Below are 19152 nucleotides of genomic sequence, written 5' to 3'. Positions count from 1 at the left end.
GACCGCCGCCCTCGCGTCGTTCCTTATGTCTAAAAGCGTACAAACTACGCTCTTCCTCATGGACCCCACGCCAGAGCCGCCCGACGCCGCCACCCCCGGTGAGCCCGAGCCCGACCAGGCCCCGCACCGGGTGCCCGAGATCTCCTCGCTCGGGCTGGACACGCTGGTCACCGAGGTGTCCGAGCGGCTGCAGTCCGCCGCCGCCGTCACCGACCGGATGCAGCGGCTGCTGGAGGCGGTGGTCTCGGTCGGCGCCGGGCTCGACCTGCACGCGACACTGCACCGGATCGCCGCCGGCGCGGCCGAGCTGGTGGACGCCCGGTACGCCGCGCTCGGGGTGGTCGCACCCGGCGGCCACGGGCTGCAGGACTTCATCCACGTCGGCGTCGACGACGAGACCGTCCGCGAGATCGGCGAGCTGCCGGTCGGCCGCGGCATCCTGGGCGCGCTGATCGACCGGCCCGAGCCGCTGCGGCTGAGCGACCTCACCGCCGACCCGCGCTCCTACGGCTTCCCGCCGCACCACCCGGGGATGAAGACCTTCCTCGGCGAGCCGATCCGGATCCGTGACGAGGTGTTCGGCAACCTCTACCTCACCGAGAAGCGCAGCGGCGGCGCCTTCACCCCGGAGGACGAGCAGGTGGTGCACGCGCTGGCCGCCGCGGCCGGGGTCGCGATCGAGAACTCCCGCCTCTACGAGGAGGGCCGGCGCCGGGAGCGGTGGATCGCCGGCGCGGCCGCCGTCACCACGGCGCTGCTCTCCACCGACGAGGCGGAGGTGGCGCTCAACGTCGCCGCCGAGCAGGTCCGGGAGCTGGCGGACGCCGCGCTGGGCATGATCCTGCTGCCGGTCACGGACGGGGACTCGGGCACGGTCCGGATGCGGGTCGCCCACGCCTCCGGGGAGGACGCCGAGTTCGTCCGCGGCGAGCTGCTGCCGTCGGACAGCTTCGCCTCCCGGCTGCTCCAGCGGGAGAGCGTGCACCTCGACGACATGTCCACCGACCCGACCGTGGTGATCCGGCTCGCCCGCCGCTTCGGTCCCTCGCTGGCCGTGCCGATGGTCGCCGCCGGCCGGGTGCTCGGCGGGCTCTGCGTCTGGCGCTCACGCGGCGCGGTGCCGTTCTCCGAGGCCGAGAAGCAGCTCGCCGAGACCTTCGCCTCGCAGGCCGCGCTCGCGCTGCGGCTCGCCGAGGGGCAGCGCGACCAGCAGCGGCTCGCCGTCTTCCAGGACCGCGACCGGATCGCCCGGGATCTCCACGACCTCGTCATCCAGCGGCTGTTCGCCACCGGCATGATGCTGGAGGGCGCCGCCCGGCGGGCCGTCGTGCCGGAGGTGAAGGTCCGCATCGGCGAAGCGGTGGACGAGCTGGACGCCACCATCCAGGAGGTCCGCACCACGATCTACGCGCTCCAGCACGGCGATCAGGGTGACGCGGCCGACACGCTGCGGACCCGGGTGCTGCGCGAGTGCAGCCAGACCGCGGCGGCGCTCGGCTTCAAGCCCTCGGTCTCCTTCGTCGGTCCGGTGGAGAGCCTGGTCGGCGAGAAGACCGGACGTCAACTGCTCGCCGCGCTGCGGGAGATGCTGTCCAACACGGCCCGGCACGCCCGGGCCTCCCGGGTCGGCGTCGAGGCCGACGCGACCGTGCACCTGGACGACGGCGGGCGCCCGGTCGGCGGCGACCCGGAGTCGCTGGACCGGGGCGGCCGGCCCGGCGTGCTGCTGACCGTCACCGACGACGGCGTCGGCATCCCCGCGGGCGGGCGGCGCAGCGGACTGCGCAACCTGGCGCGGCGCGCCGAGGCGCTCGGCGGCGACGCCTGGCACGAGCCCGGCCCGTACGGCCGGGGGACCAGGGTGCGGTGGACGGCGCGGCTGTGAACACCCGTCCGGTCGATGGGTGCGCCCTCATGGCTCTTCGAACGGTTCGTGAACGACGGGGATCCGGCGCGGGGTCGGTTGGCGCGCAGTTGGTGTGCACCCGGTGAAAGTTTAACGAGAGAGAACTTCCCGGCCAACGGAGCAAGTTGTGTATTTCGTGCCCTTCCGGCGCTCTCGTGTGCACACATAGCTTTACTCCCGTCTCGGAGAGGAACCGGACGGTGGGGGAGCAGTGGACGCGTCGAGCCGCGGTCACACCGCAGCAGGGGCAAGTCGTGGGGGGTTCCGGGCCGAACGGGCGCCGGACGGGCGGTACCGCTGGCAGTTGAAAGCACCGAACGGACGCGTCGTCGCGGTCACTCCGGCCGCGTACGAGACGGCCGGGGACGCGGAGCGCGGCTTCGACGGCTTACGGGCCGCCGCGGAGGGGCTCACGGCCCGGATCACGCACGTCCGGGACGGCATCGGCTGGGTCTGGGTGATCCCCGGCTCGCGCAGCCTGCCGGAGGTGCGGTCCAGCCGTGCCTACGAGCGGTACGCCACCTGCCAGAACGCCTTCCGGCGGTTCGTCGTGCTGCTGGCCAAGCAGCCGGCCCTGGAACGTACCGAACTCTCCGAACGGGGGCCGTCGTTGAGAACCTCAGATGTCCGCTGACCGGCGCGGGCCGCGCCTGCTGACCGTACCGGTCGGCGACCGCTCGCTGTCCTGGGCGCTGCGCGCGGCGAACGGGCGGCAGCTCGGCGTCGGCGTGCGCACCTATCGCGGCGAGCACGAACTCGCCGACGCGGTCAGAGAGTTGATCATCGAGCGGACCTCGCTGCGATGTACCGTCGGCCAGTCCGAGGCGCGTCTGTGGGTGTGGACGGCCTTCCTGCCGGTCCGCTCCACCCGCCCGGGGGCCGCCGACGCCGCCGGACCGGTGGCCCGCAGCGCCCGCGGATACCTGCGGCGTGACCAGTGCCAGGCCGGCGTGACCGGCTTCCTGGCCGGACTCCAGCGGCTGGGGCAGGAGTTGCGCCGCCCCGGCCGGGAGGACACCTGGCCGTTCTGACGGTCAGTCCGCCGCCGCCCCCAGCCGCCTTCGGGCGGCTTCTCGCGTTGTCCCCCGGCGCGGACCCCGTTTCCCCCTCTTCCGGTGAAGCGCAGGTATCCGGCAACCCCCCGAGCCGCCACCTGGAGAAGAACGTCACCGGCCCCTGACCTGCGACTTTCCACCCCTCCACGGCCGTGCTGACCTGTTGCTAAACCTCTCCGAACCGAGAAATCGACAATTGCCGGCGCCGGCTGTCGGCCCTTCCGACGGAACCGCGCCGACCGACAGGATCGGCACTGCCGGAACGGGCCGCCGCGGACGCGGCTCAACGGCCCCGGGACTGACGACCAGTACCCGGGCAAGCGATGTACGTCTCTCCCACCGGAGGAACAGGAACATGCGCAAGACCGCTGCCAAGCTGCTCGCCGCCGCCGCCATCGCCACCTCGGTCGCCACCGTCGCGAGCGGCGTTGCCGTCGCCGACCCGTCGACCCTGCCCACCCTGCCGGCCGCGCAGGACATCGTGGGTGTCGGCTCGGACACGACCCAGGAGGTCCTGAACGGCCTGTCGCTCGGCTACAACGCCGCGCTGACCGCCGCGGGCGACACCACCTCGCCGCGTCTGTACAGCTGGGACGCGACCGGCACCTCGCCGATCACCACCAAGACCGGTGCCACCTCGATCGCCCGCCCGAACGGCTCCGGCGCCGGCATCGGCCGTCTGGAGAACCTCACCAGCGCCACCGTCGACTTCGCCCGCTCCTCGCGTGGCCCGGCCAACGGCACCGACCAGGTCACCGACGTCTTCGTCGCCTACGCGAAGGACGCGGTCTCCTGGGCGGCCAAGGCGGGCGGCAACGCCCCGGCCGACCTCACCACGGCGCAGCTGAAGGACATCTACACCTGCAACAAGACCACCTGGAACGCGCTCAACCCGGCGTGGCCAGCCACCACCATCAAGCCGTACCTGCCGCAGTCCGCCTCCGGCACCCGCGCCTTCTTCCTGAAGGCCCTCGGCGGCGCCGTCCCGCTCGTCCCGGGCACCTGCGTCGTCGACGGTCTGCAGGAGAACACGGGCACCGAGGCGGCCCTGAACGACAACAACGCGCTCGTTCCCTACTCCGTCGCCCACTACATCGGCCAGGTCTACTACGGCCACACCAGCCCCAGCGACAACGCGGGCCCGGTGACCATCCGCAACATCAACGGCATCAACCCGGTCACCACCAGCCCGTCGGCCGTCATCACCGGCTCGTTCTCGACCTCCGCCTTCGGCCGCAACGTCTACAACGTGGTCCGCAGCGCGGAGTGGACCGCCACCGACGCCCACGGTGTCGCCCTGCAGAAGATCTTCGGCTCCAACGGCTACATCTGCAGCACCGCCGGCGCCACCATCCTGAAGAACTACGGCTTCCTGCCGATCCTCACCTGCGGCATCACCTCGCAGCCGCAGCCGCCGGCCGGCTCCTGATCCACCCCGCCCCATCTGCTCCACCTGTAGGAACCGGCGGCCACGGGCCTCGTGCCCGTGGCCGCCGGCCCGGTGGTTCGCCGGGAGCGCTCACCGACACACCGTCACCGTCGCACAGGGACCGGGAGAAACGATGCGAAAGACCATGGGCAAGCCGCTCGCCGTCGCCGCGCTCGCCGCCTCGCTGGTCGGTCTGACCGCCGGTGCCGCGCTCGCCGACCCGCCCGTCGTACCGAACCCCGGCGACATCGTCGGGGTCGGCTCGCAGACCACCGCGCCGCTGTTCAACCAGTACTCCACGGACTACAACGCCGCCCTGACCGCGGCGGGTGACACGACCTCGCCGCGGCTGTACAGCTTCGACGCGGTCGGCCCCTCGCCGATCGTCCTGAAGGCCGGGACCGGACCCGTCGCCCGGCCGACCGGGAGCACGAGCGGCCTGGCCTACCTGCACGCCGTCCCGAGCTCGGTGGACTTCGTCCGCATGGACCGGGGCCGGCTGACCACCGACCCGCTGTCCGACACCTTCGTGGCGTTCGCCAAGGACGCGGTGTCCTGGGCGGCGAAGTCCGGGGGCCACGCGCCGGCGAACCTGTCCACGGCGCAGCTGAAGGACATCTACACCTGTGTCTCGACCAGCTGGACGCAGATCGATCCGACGCTGCCGAACGCGACGATCAAGCCGTTCCTCCCGCAGCTCGGATCCGGCCTGCGCGACTTCTTCCTGAAGGCCCTCGGAGGCGGTACGCCGATCACCCCCGGTGCCTGTGTGACCAGCGGCGTCCAGGACAACCAGGGCACCGACCCGGTCCTGAACGACGCCGACGCGCTGGTCCCGTACTCGGTGGGCCACTACGTCGGCCAGGCCTTCTTCGGCCGCAGCACCGGCTCCGACGCGCCCGGAACGCTGACCGTCCGCAGCATCAACGGCATCGCGGCGGTGAACGCGGTGGCCCAGACCATCAACGCCCCGTTCGCCGCGACCGTCTACGGCCGGGCGCTCCACAACGTGGTCCGGGGCGCCGACTGGACGGCGACGGACGCGCACGGGGCGGCGCTGCGGAACATCTTCGGCCCCAGCGGCTTCATCTGCCGCAGCGCGACGGCCATCGCCGACCTCAAGAGCCACGGCTTCCTGCCCCTTCCGAGCGTCGCCTGCGGCAGCACCAGCTGAGCCGACGACCACAAGCCCCTCACCGACACCGGAGAACCCCGAGCATGCGCAAGGCTTTTGCCCGAACAACGGCGAGCACCGCCCTCGCCACCTCCCTCGTCCTGGTGGGAGGGCTGGCCGCCGCCGACCCGGCCGTGCTGCCGAGGGCCGAGGACATCGTCGGGATCGGGGCCGAGACCACGGCGCCGCTGTTCAACCAGCTGTCCACGGACTACAACGCCTTCCTGGCGGCCGCCGGTGACAGCACCTCGCCGCGTCTCTACAGCTGGGACACGAAGGGCAGTCCGTCGATCGTCCCGAAGGCCGGAGCCGCCCAGCGCTCCCGTGTGGACGGCTCGGGCGCCGGCATCTCAGGTCTGGAGAACACCACGACCGAGGTGGACTTCGCCCGGTCCTCCCGTGGCCGGCAGCCGATCGACCAGCAGTCCGACGTCTTCATCGCGTTCGCCAAGGACGCGGTGTCCTGGGCGGCGAAGTCCGGGGGCCACGCGCCGGCGAACCTGTCCACGGCGCAGTTGAAGGACATCTACACCTGCGTCACGACGAACTGGCAGCAGATCGACCCGGCACTGCCGAACGCGACGATCAAGCCGTTCCTGCCCCACACGTTCTCCGAGTCCCGCGAGTACTTCCTGAAGACCGTCGGCGGGGGCGTCCCGGTCAACCCGGGTGGCTGTGTCGTCACCGCCCCCCAGGAGAACCAGGGCACCGATCCTCTGCTGAACGACGACGACGCCGTCGTCCCGTACTCGGTGAGCCGCTACATCTCCCAGGTGTACTACGGCCACACGTCGGGTGCCGATGCCCCGGGGCTGCTGACCGTCCGGAGCGTCAACGGGAAGGCGCCGGTGGACGAGGTCGAGAAGACCATCGGCGCGGGCTTCCTCGCGTCGCCCTACACGTTCGTGGTCCACAACGTCGTCCGCCAGTCGCAGTGGACGGCGGCCGACGCCCGGGGCACCGCGCTGCGTGCCGTCTTCGACCGGGCCGGGTGGCTCTGCGCGAATCCGGCTGCGAGGGCGGCGGTCAAGAGCCACGGTTTCGTGCAACTGCCGTCCCAGGCGTGCGGAACCACCTTCTAGAGCGCCTGATTCCAGGCGCTGGAATCTTCGGCCGCCGTCACCCGCCGGGCAGTGCGGGGCGGCCGGCCGCGGGGGCGACCTTCTCCGGTCGCCTGCACCACCCAGCACACACCTCTCCCAAGGAGCACAGCATGTCCCGTACCCGCGCCCGTCTCGCCGCGACCGGCACCGCCGTCGTCCTCGCCGTCACCGGTATGAGTGGTGCGGCCGTCGCCGACACGGCCCCGGCGAGCACGCCGTCCACCGGCAGCGCGGTGGTCAACTCCAGCACCACCTTCCTGAAGGACCAGGCGCTCAACGGCATCGTCGTCATCCCGCTGCCGTCCGCCACCCCCTCGTACGACAGCACCACCGGCATCAACACCACCTTCCAGGTGACCGGTGGCAGCGCCGACCTGTTCAACTTCTACGGTGACATCGAGCTCGGCGGTGGCCTGCTCTTCGTCAACATCTTCACGGGCAAGAGCGTCACCTTCGGTCAGCTCCACTTCAACGTCGACGCCTGGTCGCTGACCGGCGTTCCGGTGGGCTCCACCGACGCGGTGCAGCTGCTGGACCCGAAGGGCCGTCTCCAGCTCGGTGGCAGCGCCGCCAACGCGACCCTGTCCTCCTCGGACCTCCAGCTGGACGCGGCCGGCGCGACCTACCTGGACACCAAGCTGAAGACCGACTTCTTCAAGGCCGGTCAGTCGGTCGGCTCGTTCTCCCTGAAGTTCACCCAGGGCAGCTGATCGGCCATCAGATAGCCCTTCGGGTATGACGACGGACCCGCGCCACGGCGCGGGTCCGTCGCATGCGGAGTTCCCAACTCCGCTACGGAGTCGTTGCGTTGTGTTCTCGTACACCCTGGCGACCGGATTCGGCCATGTCGGGCTGGCCGAATAGTAGGCAACCGGAGCCGTCAGCCTGAGCGCGACCATTCCCTCGTGCCGCCCCGGCGGCTCGCACATCCCGGAGGTGCCCGCCATGAGATTCCGCGTACCCGATCCGAGAGAACGAGGGCGGTGGCGCCGGCGACTACCTCCGCTGGCCCTCGTCCTGGCCGTGGTCGGCGCGGTGGTGACGGTGCCGGTCGGGCTCGGCGCCGTGACCGAGGCGCACGCGGCCTCGTCGAAGACGGTGACGGCGAAGCCGATCTGGATTCCGGACTTCCAGGGCGGCGGGACCTACGGGCCCGAGGGGCACGTCACCGTCTCGCAGACCGAGAACCTGATGGACCAGGTGATCGATGTCTCCTGGACCGGCTTCACCCCGAGCGTGAACCGGTACGACCCCAGCACCCCGCCCACCACCGTGGTGGCGGGTGGCGAGGACGTGGTCTATCCCGTGCGGGTCTACCAGTGCCGCGGTACGGACCCGAAGGTCACGGACTGCTACGGAAGCAGTCTGTTCGAGGCGGATCCGGCCAAGGGCTTCGAGAATCCCAGGCCCGAGCCGGGCACGACCGCGCCGGACTTCCCGTCGAACATGCGGATCGGCGTGACCGGAACGGACGGCTCCGGGCGCCTCACCATGGAGCTCTGGTCGAGCCGGCTGAGCCCGCACCTGGGCTGCGACGCGACGCACCCCTGCTCCATCGTGGTCGAGCCCAACTACGGTGGCGACCCGCTGGACCTGATCAACCGTCACCAGGGGAAGCCCGACTGTTCGAGGCACCTGTACGACTTCAGCTACGACTACGACCTCTACTCGGCGACCGACCAGTGGACGAACGGCGCGTACACGAACCCGAGGACAGGTGCCCTGGCCGGTGAGATGTGCGCCTGGGAGAACCGGACCGTCGTCCCGATCAGCTTCGCCGCCACGCCCAAGGAGTGCGGGGACACCACCCCGAACGTGATCGCCACGGGCCTGGAGATGCTCAACCGGGCCATGCAGCAGTGGATCACCGGACTCTGCGGGGACAAGACGCCGCTGACGGTGCAGTACACCTCGGCCGGCGGTGAGCCGGCGGCCCGCAAGTCGTTCCTCGCGGGCTCCCGCATCGATGTCGGCCTCACGGCCGTACCGGACCGGGAGACCCCCACCCGGCCGTACGTGTACGCGCCGCTCGCCACGACCGGGATCTCGATCGCCTTCTGGGTGGACGACCCGTCGACCGGTCGGCAGATCCGGGACATGCGGCTGAACCCACGGCTCGTCGCCAAGATGTTGACCCAGACCTACCAGGCCGTGGGCGGTAGGACGCCGACGGTCGACGGGAACCCCGCCTGCATCTTTGCGGACCAGGAGTTCCAGCAGCTCAACAAGCTGCCGGAGGGGATGTCCTGGCCGGGCTGTGACACCGGGCCGGACGGTCCCAGCCCGGTGGTGCTGGGCACCTCGACCGACCTCACGTACCAGCTGACCTCGTGGATCGCCGGCGACCCCGACGCGGCGCGCTTCCTGGAGGGCGAGCGCGACCCGTGGGGCACCCGGGTCAACCTGCGCTACCTGCGGCCGGGTCTCTACCCGACCGATCAGCTCATTCGCGAGGACGAGAGCGGCCTGATCCCGGCCCCGGACGACACGAAGCCGCAGCCCGACTCCGTCAAGTACTGGAAGCGGTTCGAGTGGAACCCGCTGCAGACCGGCCTCAGTGAGGTGATCCGGTACATCCAGCAGGGCCAGTCGACCGCGCGGAGCCGGAACCCCGACTCGAACGGCGGCTACCCGAAGATCGCCGCGCGGCCGGCGGGTACCCGTTTCAGCTTCGCGATCCTCGACAGCGGCCAGGCCAAGGCCTACCGGCTGCCCGAGGCCGCGCTGCAGAACGCGGCCGGCGCCTTCGTCCAGCCCTCGCTCAACTCCTTCCAGGCCGCGGTGGGGGACATGCCGGTCGACCCGGTGACCGGTACCCAGCTGCTGCCCTACGGAGAGGCCAACACCCTCTACGCCCTCGACCAGCGGCCGTACCCGCTCACCGTCGTGCAGTACGCGATGGTGCCGACCGCCAAGCTGTCGGAGACGAAGACCGCCGACGTGAGCCGCTTCCTGAGCACGGTCATCGACAGCGGTCAGCTGTACGGCGTCGAGGCCGGCCGGCTGCCCGAGGGCTTCCTCGCGCTCACCAAGGAGCAGAAGGCCCAGGCCCAGGAGGCGCTGACCCACCTGCAGGCGCAGGACGGCAAGCTGCCCGGCAACCAGAAGCCGGCCACCCAGCCCACTGGGCCCACCGAGCCGACCGAGCCCGGGACGCCGACCGAGGGCGGGAACGGCTCCGGCACCATCGGCGGCTCCGGTGTCGACCCGGGTACGACCGCAGGCGGCGCCGGGACGACCGGCGGTACGTCGGGTTCCGGCAGCAGCGGCTCCACCGGGGGCGACTCCGGCTCCGGGATCGGCGGCGGCTCCGGCCTGTCCGACGGCTCCGGTTCGTCCGGTGGCTCCGGCTCCTCGGGCGGGCTCGGCTCCTCGGGCGGGCTCGGCTCCTCCGGCGGCGGTTCGGACAGCGCCACCACGGGTGGCGCCGGCGGGACCACCCCGGTGGCCACCGGGGCGACGCAGCCCGGTGCCAAGCCGGCCACGACCCCAGGCCAGGGCTCCGGTCAGGGCGCCGGCCCGCTCGCGGCGGCCCCGGTGGCCGCGGGTTCGCCGCTGCCGGACCGCTCCGGCGGTGCGCGGCTGCTGCTGCCGATCGCGCTGATCGCCGGCCTGGTGCTGCTGGTCGGCGGCCCGGCGGCGCTCGTCCTGGGCGGGACCACGGCCGGTGCGCGGATGACCGCGACCGCCCAGTCCCTGTGGGCGCGGATCCGCCGCCGCCCCTGACCCCCGCCCGACCGCCCGTGACTCGGCGGGGCCGCCGTTCCGGCCCCGCCGAGTCCCCTTCCCGGGGGCGGGTACCCCTGTTCCGGCGCCTCGCGCCGGGGCGGCGGTGTTCGTCCACCGATCCCTGTACCGAGCACTTTCCACCGAGCGCGCCGGAGAGCAGACCATGACAGCCGCCGCCGAGCCCGCGGCACCCCACGCCGGGGCTCCAAGCCAGCCCGATCCCGATGTACCCCGCACCATCACCGCCCCCGCCACCAACGGCGACCGGGTGTTCCGCGGCCTGCTGCGCGCGGCCGGCCTCTCGGTCTTCGCGATCATGGGGCTGATCGCGTTCTTCCTGATCCTGCGCGGCGCCCAGGCGCTGCGCGCGGTCGGCTTCGACTTCTTCACCGAGAAGAAGTGGCAGACCCAGGCGCACAACTTCGGCATCGCCTCCGTGCTGCCGAACGGCATCCTGATCGCGGTGATCGCGCTGATCATCGCCGTCCCGGTGGCGATCGCGGCGGCGATCTTCATCTCCGAGTACGCGCCGGTGAGGCTGCGTGCGACGCTGATCTCGCTCGTCGACCTGATGGCCGCGATCCCCAGCATCGTCTACGGCCTCTGGGGCCTGTTCTTCCTCCAGCCCCGGATCATCGGCACCGTCCGCTGGATGTCGAACCACTTGGGCGACGCGATTCCCTTCCTGAAGGTGCGCACCGGAGACATCGGCACCTCGTACACCTCGTCGACCTTCATCGCCGGCGTGGTCGTCTCGCTGATGATCATCCCGATCATCATCTCGCTGAGCCGCGAGGTCTTCTCCCAGGCCCCGCAGGGCGAGCGCGAGGGCGCGTACGCGCTGGGCTCGACCCGGTGGGGCATGGTGCGCACGGTCGTCCTGCCCTTCGGCAAGGGCGGCGTGATCGGCGCGGTCATGCTCGGCTTCGGTCGCGCGATGGGCGAGACCATCGCCGTCGCACTGATCATCTCGCCGAGCTTCGACGTGATGAGCCATGTGCTGGAGAACGGCGCCAACTCGATCTCGGCGCTGATCGCGCTGCGGTTCGGAGAGTCGGACGCGCTGTCGCTGTCCGCGCTGATGGCGGCCGGCCTGGTGCTCTTCGGGATCACGCTGCTGGTCAACGTGGCCGCGAGCTTCGTGATCAGCCGCTCCCGTTCCGGCGCGGCGACGGCGGACTGAGCCGTGGCCGCTCCGAGAAACCGCCGTCAGGACGCCCGGGCCACCGCCCGCCCGGTCCGCCGACCGCTTCCGCTCCGCTGTGAAGGGACGCCCCGATGACCACCCTCGACAAGCCGCCGGCCGAGGCGCTCGTGCCGGGGTCGGCCCCGGCGCCCGGGCCGACCCCGGCGTCCGCGACCGCTTCGCCGCCGGAAACCCAGCGCCCGGAGCGGAAGCTGAAGCTCGGCGGGGTGACGCGCGAGGACTTCTTCACCATCCTCGGCGCGGGTGCCGGCTCGCTCGGCCTGATCTGGGTCCTGTTCGAGCGCGTGCTGCCGTTCAGCGGTGTGCTGGGCTTCCTGATCTGCTGGTACGTGCTCTTCCTGGCCGGCTACTTCATGCTCGGCCGGCTCCAGTGGGGCGGGCCGATGGTCCGCGAGCGCCTGGTGTCGGTGGTCGCCTGGACCTCCGGTCTGCTGGTGGTCGGCCTGATCGCCGACCAGATCGGCTACGTCACCTCGCGCGGCTGGGAAGCGGCCCAGCACGTCAACTTCTTCACCGAGTCGATGGAGAAGACCGCCTCGCTGTCGCCGATCACCTCCGGCGGCGCGCTCCACGCCATCGTCGGCTCGCTCGAACAGCTGGGCCTGGCCACGTTGTTCGCCGTCCCGCTGGGCATCGCGGCCGCCGTCTTCATGTCCGAGATCGGCGGCCGGATGGCCCGCCCGGTGCGCACCCTGGTCGAGGCGATGACCGCGCTCCCGTCGATCGTCGCCGGTCTGTTCATCTTCGGCGTCATCATCCTCACCCTCGGCTTCGACCGGAGCGGTTTCGCCGCCTCGCTGGCGCTGACCGTGATGATGATGCCGATCGTCACCCGGGCCGCCGAGGTGGTCATCCGCCTCGTCCCGGGCACCCTGCGGGAGGCCTCGTACGCGCTCGGCGGCAGCCAGTGGCGGACGGTGTGGAACGTCGTCCTTCCGACCGCCCGCCGTGGTCTGATGACGGCGGTCGTGCTCGGCATGGCGCGTGCCGTGGGCGAGACCTCGCCCGTCCTGCTGACCGCCGGCTTCACCTCCCGGTTCAACGCCAACCCCCTTGAGGGCCCGCAGACCTCGCTGCCGCTGTACATCTGGAGCTACGTCAAGCTCCCGTACGACGCGATGATCGCCCGAGGCTTCGCCGCCGCCCTGACCCTGATGGCGGTGGTGCTCATCCTGTTCGTCACCGCCCGCATCCTCGGCGGCCGAGCCGCCGGGGAGATGAGCCGTCGTCAGAAACGCAAGCTGGCCCGCGCCGCGCGGACCGCGGCCCGGTCGGCGGCGGCACCCGAGGCACCGACCGGCCACCTGGCCGTCGCCACCGGAGAGCACTGATGTTCCGACCCACCACCCTCCGCACCAGAGGAGTTCCCATGTCGCGGGAGGCCGAACGCCGCCCCCTGGCACGTCCGTTGGGCGTGCTGATGTCCACCCTGCTCGCGGCCGGTTCCCTGCTGCTGGGGCAGGCCGTCCCGGCGCACGCCGCCGTCGCGCTCACCGCGAGTGGCTCCAGCTGGGCCTTCCCGGCGATCGACCAGTGGCGCCAGGACGTCGGTCCGCAGGGCATCCAGATCGACTTCAACGCGGTGGGCTCGGCCCGCGGCCGCACCGAGTGGAACATCGGCCGCAACGACTTCAGCGCCTCCGACGTCCCGTTCCGCACCAAGGAGGACACCGGCGCCAGCTCCGGCGTCAAGCAGAACGGTGAAGGCGGTGTCGAGAACGTGGTCTACGGCTACTCCTACGTGCCGATCACCGCCGGCGGCACCGCGCTGATGTACCACCTGACCGTCGGCGGCAAGCAGGTCCGCGACCTGCGGCTGTCGGCCCAGACCATCATGGACATCTTCACCAAGAAGATCACCAACTGGAACGACCCGAAGATCACCGCCGACTACGGCAAGACGCTGCCGAACCTGCCGATCACCCCGGTGGTCCGCTCCGACGGCTCCGGCGCGACCGCCCAGTTCACCCGGTGGATGGGCCGCTCCTTCCCCACCCAGTGGGACGAGTACTGCAAGTCCGTGAACGGCGTCTCCTGCGGCGAGTACACCGAGTTCTACCCGAAGTCCGGTCAGATGACCGCGCAGAGCGGCTCCGACGTCGTCGCCGGCTACATCAAGGCCGCCGCCGGCGAGGGCACCATCGGCTACGACGAGTACGCCTTCGCCAAGCGCAGCGACATCCCGGTCGTGAAGGTCCTCAACCCGGCCGGGTACTACACCCTGCCGACCGCGTCCAACGTGGCCGTCGCGCTCACTGCCGCCCAGATCCGCGGTGTCGACGACGACACCCCGCAGGACGACCCGAACTACCTCCAGCAGAACCTGAACGGCGTCTACACCAACGCGGACCCGCGCTCGTACCCGCTCTCCAGCTACAGCTACCTGATCGTGCCGCGCACCAATTCGCTCAAGGCGCTCCCCCGGTTCAACAACGACAAGGGCGCCGCGCTGAGCAAGTTCCTCTCCTACGTGCTCTGCCAGGGGCAGGGCGAGGCGGACGAGCTGGGCTACTCGCCGATCCCGCGCAACCTCGTCCGCGGCGGGCTGCTCCAGACCCAGCACATCCCCGGCAACGCCAGCCCGGTGGACCCCAACACCCTGTCCAACTGCGGCAACCCGACCTTCAACTCGGCCGGTGAGCTGACCCTTCTCAAGAACGCCCCGCAGCCCAACCCCTGCGACGCCAAGGGCCAGCCGCTGGACTGCAAGCTCGACGGGAACGGCAAGCCCGTGAGCGCCGGCGGCGCCTCCGGCGGTACGGGCGGCACCGGTGGCGCGGCCTCCGGCGGCGCTACTGGCGGCACCGGCACTACCGGTGGCGCGGCCTCCGGCGGCACGGGCGGTACGGGCGGCACCGGTGGCGCGGCCTCCGGCGGCGCTACTGGCGGCACCGGCGCCAAGACCGGCAACGGCAAGAACAGCCAGACGCCGGGCGCCGGCGGCACGGGTGGAACGGGCGGTACGGGCGGCACCGGTGGCGCGGCCTCCGGTGGCACGGGCGGCACCGGCACGGGTGGAACGGGCGGCGCGGCCGGCACCGGCGGTGCCGCGGCCGCCGACCCGAACGCGCCCGTCGCCGACCCGAACGCGCCCGCCGGCGACGGCACGGGCACGGACGGCGCGGCCGAGGACGTCGTCGACCCGCAGACCGGCCAGGTGGTCGCCCGGGGCCGCGGGTCCGGCGGCACCACCGAGGTCGCCGCCGACGTGGTGAACGTCGGCGGCCGGCCCGAGGACTGGACGCTGAGCGTCCTCACCGCGCTCGAACTGCTCGCCGTCGTCGTCGTCCCGCCGCTGCTCGGCCGCCGTCTGCTGCGCCGCCGCTCGCAGACGGGCGGCCGGTCATGACGGCCCCCGCCCTGGAGAAGCCGGTCGGCGCGGCGCAGCCCGCGCCGGCCCCGGCGGCCCTCGGGCCCGCGCCCGTGCCCGCCGCGGCCGGGCCGGGCCGGGACGGCTCCGGCCGGACGGCGAAGCGGGTCCGGTTCCTGCAGGCGGCCTGGGCGGTGAGCCTGCTGGCGGCGCTCACCATGGGCTTCGTCGGCTACCTGTTCACGCTCTCGCACGTGCAGGAGAAGCACTTCCAGTCCACCTCCTACAAGTCCTTCCGGGACCAGCTCGCCAAGGCGACCGCCCCGACCGGCAAGGCCGGGGACGGCGCCCCCGTCGCGCTGCTGGACATCCCGGCGATCGGGCTGCACCAGGCGGTCGTGGTGGAGGGCACCACCGGCCGGGACCTCATGCGCGGTCCCGGCCACCGCCGGGACACCGCGCTGCCCGGGCAGACCGGGGTGTCGGTGGTGTTCGGCCGCGGGGCGACCTTCGGGGCGCCGTTCGGCGAGCTGACCAAGCTGCGGGTGGGCGACAAGATCCAGGCCACCACCGGGCAGGGCACCTTCACCTACACCGTCAACGTGTACGGCGACGAGGACCACCCGATCGTGGACCCGGTGCGCAACCGCCTGGTGCTGGTGACCAGCGACTCCAACTGGATCGCGAGCTCGACGGTGCTGATCGGCGCCCGGCTCGACGGCGACCCGGCGGCCAACCCCGGCGGGCGCCCCGCCACCGTGCCGTTCGACAAGGCGCTGGCCGCCGACAAGGGCGCGCTGGCCGCACTGCAGCTGTGGACGCTGGGCCTGCTCGGCGCGGTCGTCGCCGCCGTCGTGCTCGCCCGGTACTGGCACCGCTCGGCCGCCTACCTCAGCCTCGCGCCGGTGATCGGCGCGCTGCTCTGGGCGGTCTACGAGAACGCCGCCGCCCTGCTGCCCAACCTCTACTGAAGCGCGCCCGGAGGACCGTACCGATGACGGATGCACCGATGACCGACCTACCGCACGACCAGGCCCCGGGGCCCGACGAGACCACCATGACGCTGCCGGCCGCCGACTACGCGGGCCACGCCGACCAAGCGGACCACGACGGCTACGACGGGCACGACGGCTACGACGGGCAGCACCTGCTGTACCCGCAGGACGCGCACTACGAGGGCTACGACCAGGAGCCCGCCCTCGCCGGACTGGAGACCCGGGACGTCTCCGCCTGGTTCGGCTCCCGCAAGGTGCTGGAGCGGGTCTCGCTCGCCATGCCCGCCGGCGAGGTGACCGCGCTGATCGGCCCGTCCGGCTGCGGCAAGTCCACTTACCTGCGGATCCTCAACCGGATGCACGAGATGGTCCGCGGCGCCGCGCTCTCCGGCGAGGTGCTGCTGGACGGCGACGACGTCTACCGGCCCGGCCGGCGCCCCGCCGACGTGCGCCGCCGGATCGGCATGGTGTTCCAGCGGCCCAACCCGTTCCCGGCGATGTCCATCAAGGACAACGTCTCCAGCGGGCTCAAGCTCGCCGGCATCAAGGTCGCCAGGGACGAGCGCGACCACCTGGTGGAGACCAGCCTGCGCCAGGCCGGCCTCTGGGACGAGGTGGCCAGCCGCCTCGACGCCCCCGGCGGCTCGCTCTCCGGCGGCCAGCAGCAGCGCCTGTGCATCGCGCGGTCGCTGGCCGTCTCGCCGGACATCCTGCTGATGGACGAGCCCTGCTCGGCGCTCGACCCGACCTCGACCCGCCGGGTCGAGGAGACCATCGCCGAGCTGCGCGGCCGGCTCACCATCGTGATCGTGACCCACAACATGCAGCAGGCCCAGCGAGTGTCGCAGAGCTGCGCGTTCTTCCTGGCCACCCACGACACCCCCGGCCGGATCGTCGAGGCCGGGCCGACCGAGCAGGTGTTCCACCAGCCGCACGACCAGCGGACCTCGGACTACGTCAACGGCCGCTTCGGCTGATCCGACCCGCTCGCGCCCTCAGTCGCCGCGGTGCCGGAGGATCTCCTCCAGCACCGCGGCGACGCCGTTCTGCTCATTGCTCATCGTGTGTAGCGGCACCGCCGCCAGCACCTGCGGATGGGCGTTCGCGACGGCGTACGCGGTGCCGGCCCAGGCCAGCATCTCCAGGTCGTTCGGCATGTCGCCGAAGGCCACCACCTCGCTCCGGTCGATCCCCCGCCCGGCGCACCAACGGGCCAGCGTGCTGGCCTTGGTGACGCCGGGCGCACTGATCTCCAGCAGCGGTATCGGCGCCGAGCGGGTGATCTCGGCGAGTTCCCCGGCGGCGTCCCGGGCCTCGCTCAGCAGCTTGTCCGGGTCCAGGTCCGGGTGCTTGGCGAGCAGCTTGTACAGCCCGCGCACCGGGCCGCCCGGGCCGAGCAGCTCCTCGGCCGGGCCGACCGGGTGGTTCTCGTCCTGCCCCCACATCCGCACCTCGTAGCCGGGCTCGCGGGCGAACCCGGCCGGGTACTCGAAGGCGAACGCGGTGCCCGGCAGCTTCGCCCGCAGCCGGGCCACCACCGCGAGCGCGTCCTCCCCGGCCAGCGGGAAGGACTCCAGCAGCTCGCCGCGCCGCACGTCCACCACCGCGCCGCCGTTGGAGCAGATCGCCACCCCGTGGCCGCCGATGTGCGCGCTCACCTGCTGCATCCAGCGCGGCGGGCGGCCGGTCACGAACACCACCTGGATCCCGGCCGCCTCGGCGGCGGCCAGGGCGGCGGCGGTTCGCTCGGTGACGGTGCCGCCGGAGCAGAGCAGCGTGCCGTCCAGATCGGTGGCGATCAGCCGGGTCGGGGGAGCGGTGCGCGGTGTGGTCACCGCTCCATCTTCGCCCACCGCCGCCGCTCTCCCCCACTCCCCGTCCGGCGCACGTTTCGGCCCCCGCTGCGCCAGTTCCGGCCGATCAGCCCGCTTCCGGGGTGTCCCACCGCCTCCGACCGGGCAGGACTCTCCTCGGCCACCCCGTCGGCAGGAAGAGCCATGCGAACTCGCCAGGTCCCAGACGAGATCGAGATCGAGCCCGCGCCCCTCCCCGAGGAGGCGGTCCCGCCGCCTTCCCGCGAACCCGTGCTGATCGGCGACATCCTCTTCGACACCCTCGCCGACCTCGCCCGCCGCGGCAGCCCCGCCCACCCCCTCCGCCTCCCCGCCCAGCGCCCCCACCCCTGACCTCCCCGCACCCGGCTCCCCGCACCCGGCTCCCCGCCTCCCGCACCGCCCCCGGCGGCCCGCGTAGGGTCGGGGCCATGCGACTGAGCACGGTGATCCTCCCCATCCACCGGTGGGGCGAGGGGCAGAAGATCTGGCGGCGGGCCGAGGACCTCGGGTTCCACGCCGCGTACACCTACGACCACCTCTCGTGGCGGTCGTTCCGGGACGAGCCGTGGTTCGGCGCGGTGCCGACGCTCACGGCGGCGGCCACGGCGACCGAGCGGCTGAGGATCGGGACGCTGGTGACCTCGCCGAACTTCCGGCACCCGGTGACGCTGGCGAAGGACCTGATCACGCTCGACGACGTGTCCGGCGGGCGGCTGACGGTGGGGATCGGGGCCGGCGGGACCGGGTTCGACGCGACGGCGATGGGCCAGGAGGCGTGGTCGCCGAAGGAGCGGGCGGACCGGTTCGGGGAGTTCCTGCCGCTGCTGGACGAGTTGCTGCTGCGCGACGCCACGACCCGCGAGGGCGCGTACTACTCGGCGGTCGAGGCCCGGAACATCCCCGGCTGCGTGCAGACCCCGCGGGTGCCCTTCTACGTCGCCGCGGCCGGGCCGCGCGGGATGCGGCTGGCCGCGGAGTACGGGCAGGGCTGGGTGACGTACGGGGACCCGAAGGCCCCGGCGGACGTGCCGGTGGAGCAGGCGCCGGCGGTGGTCGCCCAGCAGATCGCGAAGCTGGCGGCGGCCTGCGAGCAGCGGGGCCGGGACGTCGCGACGCTGGAGAAGGTGCTGCTCCAGGGTTCGACCGCGGAGAAGCCGCTCCAGTCGCTGGACGCCTTCGTGGACTGGGCCGGGACGTACCGGGAGGTCGGCATCACCGAGCTGGTGATCCACTGGCCGGTGCCGGACTCGATCTTCGCCAACGACCTGGCCGTCTTCGAGCGGATCGCCACCGAGGGCCTCGCCCAGCTGGCCTGACGGCGCGTCGACGCCCCCGGGGTCCGGTACCCGGGGGCGGGCGCGGTGTCCCCTAGGGGAAGGGCGGGGCGGCGTCATACCCGAGCAGCAGGC

At 72.2% G+C, this 19152-nt stretch carries 16 protein-coding genes; 15 read left to right on the top strand and 1 reads right to left on the bottom strand.

Annotated features, from left to right (window positions below; translation table 11 throughout):
• Positions 1–58: 58 nt before the first annotated feature.
• From ACFVVU_RS06505 to ACFVVU_RS06445, 13 genes are all read left to right on the top strand, one after another.
• Positions 59–1885: a GAF domain-containing sensor histidine kinase gene (locus ACFVVU_RS06505; protein ID WP_387788589.1), complete on the top strand. Its 1827-nt coding sequence runs from the start codon at positions 59–61 to the stop codon at positions 1883–1885.
• Between the two features lie 232 nt (positions 1886–2117).
• Positions 2118–2540, top strand: coding sequence for a DUF1508 domain-containing protein (locus ACFVVU_RS06500; protein ID WP_380683817.1), 423 nt, complete (start codon positions 2118–2120; stop codon positions 2538–2540).
• On the top strand, positions 2530–2937 hold the full coding sequence (locus tag ACFVVU_RS06495) for a hypothetical protein (RefSeq protein WP_380683816.1): 408 nt from the start codon (positions 2530–2532) through the stop codon (positions 2935–2937). The genes ACFVVU_RS06500 and ACFVVU_RS06495 overlap by 11 nt, the downstream gene beginning before the upstream one ends.
• A 379-nt stretch (positions 2938–3316) precedes the next feature.
• A complete protein-coding gene (locus ACFVVU_RS06490) occupies positions 3317–4390 on the top strand; it encodes a PstS family phosphate ABC transporter substrate-binding protein (RefSeq protein WP_387788588.1) in 1074 nt (357 codons plus the stop codon).
• 133 nt (positions 4391–4523) lie between these two features.
• Entirely contained in the window at positions 4524–5564 is a 1041-nt protein-coding gene (locus tag ACFVVU_RS06485) for a substrate-binding domain-containing protein (protein WP_387788587.1), read from the top strand.
• Between the two features lie 44 nt (positions 5565–5608).
• Positions 5609–6646: a substrate-binding domain-containing protein gene (locus tag ACFVVU_RS06480; RefSeq protein ID WP_387788586.1), complete on the top strand. Its 1038-nt coding sequence runs from the start codon at positions 5609–5611 to the stop codon at positions 6644–6646.
• 131 nt (positions 6647–6777) lie between these two features.
• Entirely contained in the window at positions 6778–7377 is a 600-nt protein-coding gene (locus ACFVVU_RS06475; RefSeq protein ID WP_387788585.1) for a hypothetical protein, read from the top strand.
• A 235-nt stretch (positions 7378–7612) separates the two neighbouring features.
• Positions 7613–10393 (top strand): hypothetical protein, encoded by a 2781-nt coding sequence (locus ACFVVU_RS06470; protein WP_387788584.1) that lies wholly within the window; start codon positions 7613–7615, stop codon positions 10391–10393.
• 166 nt (positions 10394–10559) lie between these two features.
• Entirely contained in the window at positions 10560–11579 is a 1020-nt protein-coding gene (gene pstC, locus ACFVVU_RS06465) for a phosphate ABC transporter permease subunit PstC (RefSeq protein WP_387788583.1), read from the top strand.
• A gap of 95 nt (positions 11580–11674) precedes the next feature.
• The gene (pstA, locus tag ACFVVU_RS06460) at positions 11675–12934 is read left to right on the top strand and encodes a phosphate ABC transporter permease PstA (RefSeq protein WP_387788582.1); all 1260 of its coding nucleotides are present in this window, start codon (positions 11675–11677) and stop codon (positions 12932–12934) included.
• Between the two features lie 38 nt (positions 12935–12972).
• A complete protein-coding gene (locus tag ACFVVU_RS06455; protein ID WP_387788581.1) occupies positions 12973–14952 on the top strand; it encodes a phosphate ABC transporter substrate-binding protein PstS in 1980 nt (659 codons plus the stop codon).
• The gene (locus ACFVVU_RS06450; RefSeq protein WP_387788580.1) at positions 14949–15884 is read left to right on the top strand and encodes a sortase; all 936 of its coding nucleotides are present in this window, start codon (positions 14949–14951) and stop codon (positions 15882–15884) included. The genes ACFVVU_RS06455 and ACFVVU_RS06450 overlap by 4 nt, the downstream gene beginning before the upstream one ends.
• 38 nt (positions 15885–15922) lie before the next feature.
• Complete coding sequence (locus tag ACFVVU_RS06445) at positions 15923–16885, top strand: phosphate ABC transporter ATP-binding protein (protein ID WP_387788579.1); 963 nt, start codon at positions 15923–15925, stop codon at positions 16883–16885.
• 18 nt (positions 16886–16903) lie between these two features.
• Here the strand turns inward: ACFVVU_RS06445 and ACFVVU_RS06440 are convergent, their stop codons facing one another.
• Positions 16904–17743, bottom strand: a complete 840-nt coding sequence (locus ACFVVU_RS06440; RefSeq protein ID WP_380715341.1) for an HAD-IIB family hydrolase — start codon at positions 17741–17743, stop codon at positions 16904–16906.
• A gap of 162 nt (positions 17744–17905) precedes the next feature.
• Between ACFVVU_RS06440 and ACFVVU_RS06435 the strand changes: the two genes are divergently transcribed.
• Positions 17906–18094, top strand: a complete 189-nt coding sequence (locus tag ACFVVU_RS06435) for a hypothetical protein (RefSeq protein ID WP_380682664.1) — start codon at positions 17906–17908, stop codon at positions 18092–18094.
• Positions 18095–18171: 77 nt separating this feature from the next.
• Entirely contained in the window at positions 18172–19059 is an 888-nt protein-coding gene (locus ACFVVU_RS06430; RefSeq protein WP_387788578.1) for an LLM class flavin-dependent oxidoreductase, read from the top strand.
• Positions 19060–19152: the final 93 nt, after the last annotated feature.

Source organism: Kitasatospora sp. NPDC057965 (assembly GCF_042887135.1).
Taxonomy (GTDB): domain Bacteria; phylum Actinomycetota; class Actinomycetes; order Streptomycetales; family Streptomycetaceae; genus Kitasatospora.
The sequence above is the reverse complement of the archived record's forward strand: the minus strand, read 5'-3'. Positions and strand labels throughout refer to the sequence as shown.

Coding starts and splice junctions, on each gene's coding strand:
- ACFVVU_RS06505 (WP_387788589.1), top strand. CDS start 59: ATGGACCCCACGCCAGAGCCGCCCGACGCCGCCACCCCCGGTGAGCCC.
- ACFVVU_RS06495 (WP_380683816.1), top strand. CDS start 2,530: ATGTCCGCTGACCGGCGCGGGCCGCGCCTGCTGACCGTACCGGTCGGC.
- ACFVVU_RS06490 (WP_387788588.1), top strand. CDS start 3,317: ATGCGCAAGACCGCTGCCAAGCTGCTCGCCGCCGCCGCCATCGCCACC.
- ACFVVU_RS06485 (WP_387788587.1), top strand. CDS start 4,524: ATGCGAAAGACCATGGGCAAGCCGCTCGCCGTCGCCGCGCTCGCCGCC.
- ACFVVU_RS06480 (WP_387788586.1), top strand. CDS start 5,609: ATGCGCAAGGCTTTTGCCCGAACAACGGCGAGCACCGCCCTCGCCACC.
- ACFVVU_RS06475 (WP_387788585.1), top strand. CDS start 6,778: ATGTCCCGTACCCGCGCCCGTCTCGCCGCGACCGGCACCGCCGTCGTC.
- ACFVVU_RS06470 (WP_387788584.1), top strand. CDS start 7,613: ATGAGATTCCGCGTACCCGATCCGAGAGAACGAGGGCGGTGGCGCCGG.
- pstC (WP_387788583.1), top strand. CDS start 10,560: ATGACAGCCGCCGCCGAGCCCGCGGCACCCCACGCCGGGGCTCCAAGC.
- pstA (WP_387788582.1), top strand. CDS start 11,675: ATGACCACCCTCGACAAGCCGCCGGCCGAGGCGCTCGTGCCGGGGTCG.
- ACFVVU_RS06455 (WP_387788581.1), top strand. CDS start 12,973: ATGTCGCGGGAGGCCGAACGCCGCCCCCTGGCACGTCCGTTGGGCGTG.
- ACFVVU_RS06450 (WP_387788580.1), top strand. CDS start 14,949: ATGACGGCCCCCGCCCTGGAGAAGCCGGTCGGCGCGGCGCAGCCCGCG.
- ACFVVU_RS06445 (WP_387788579.1), top strand. CDS start 15,923: ATGACCGACCTACCGCACGACCAGGCCCCGGGGCCCGACGAGACCACC.
- ACFVVU_RS06435 (WP_380682664.1), top strand. CDS start 17,906: ATGCGAACTCGCCAGGTCCCAGACGAGATCGAGATCGAGCCCGCGCCC.
- ACFVVU_RS06430 (WP_387788578.1), top strand. CDS start 18,172: ATGCGACTGAGCACGGTGATCCTCCCCATCCACCGGTGGGGCGAGGGG.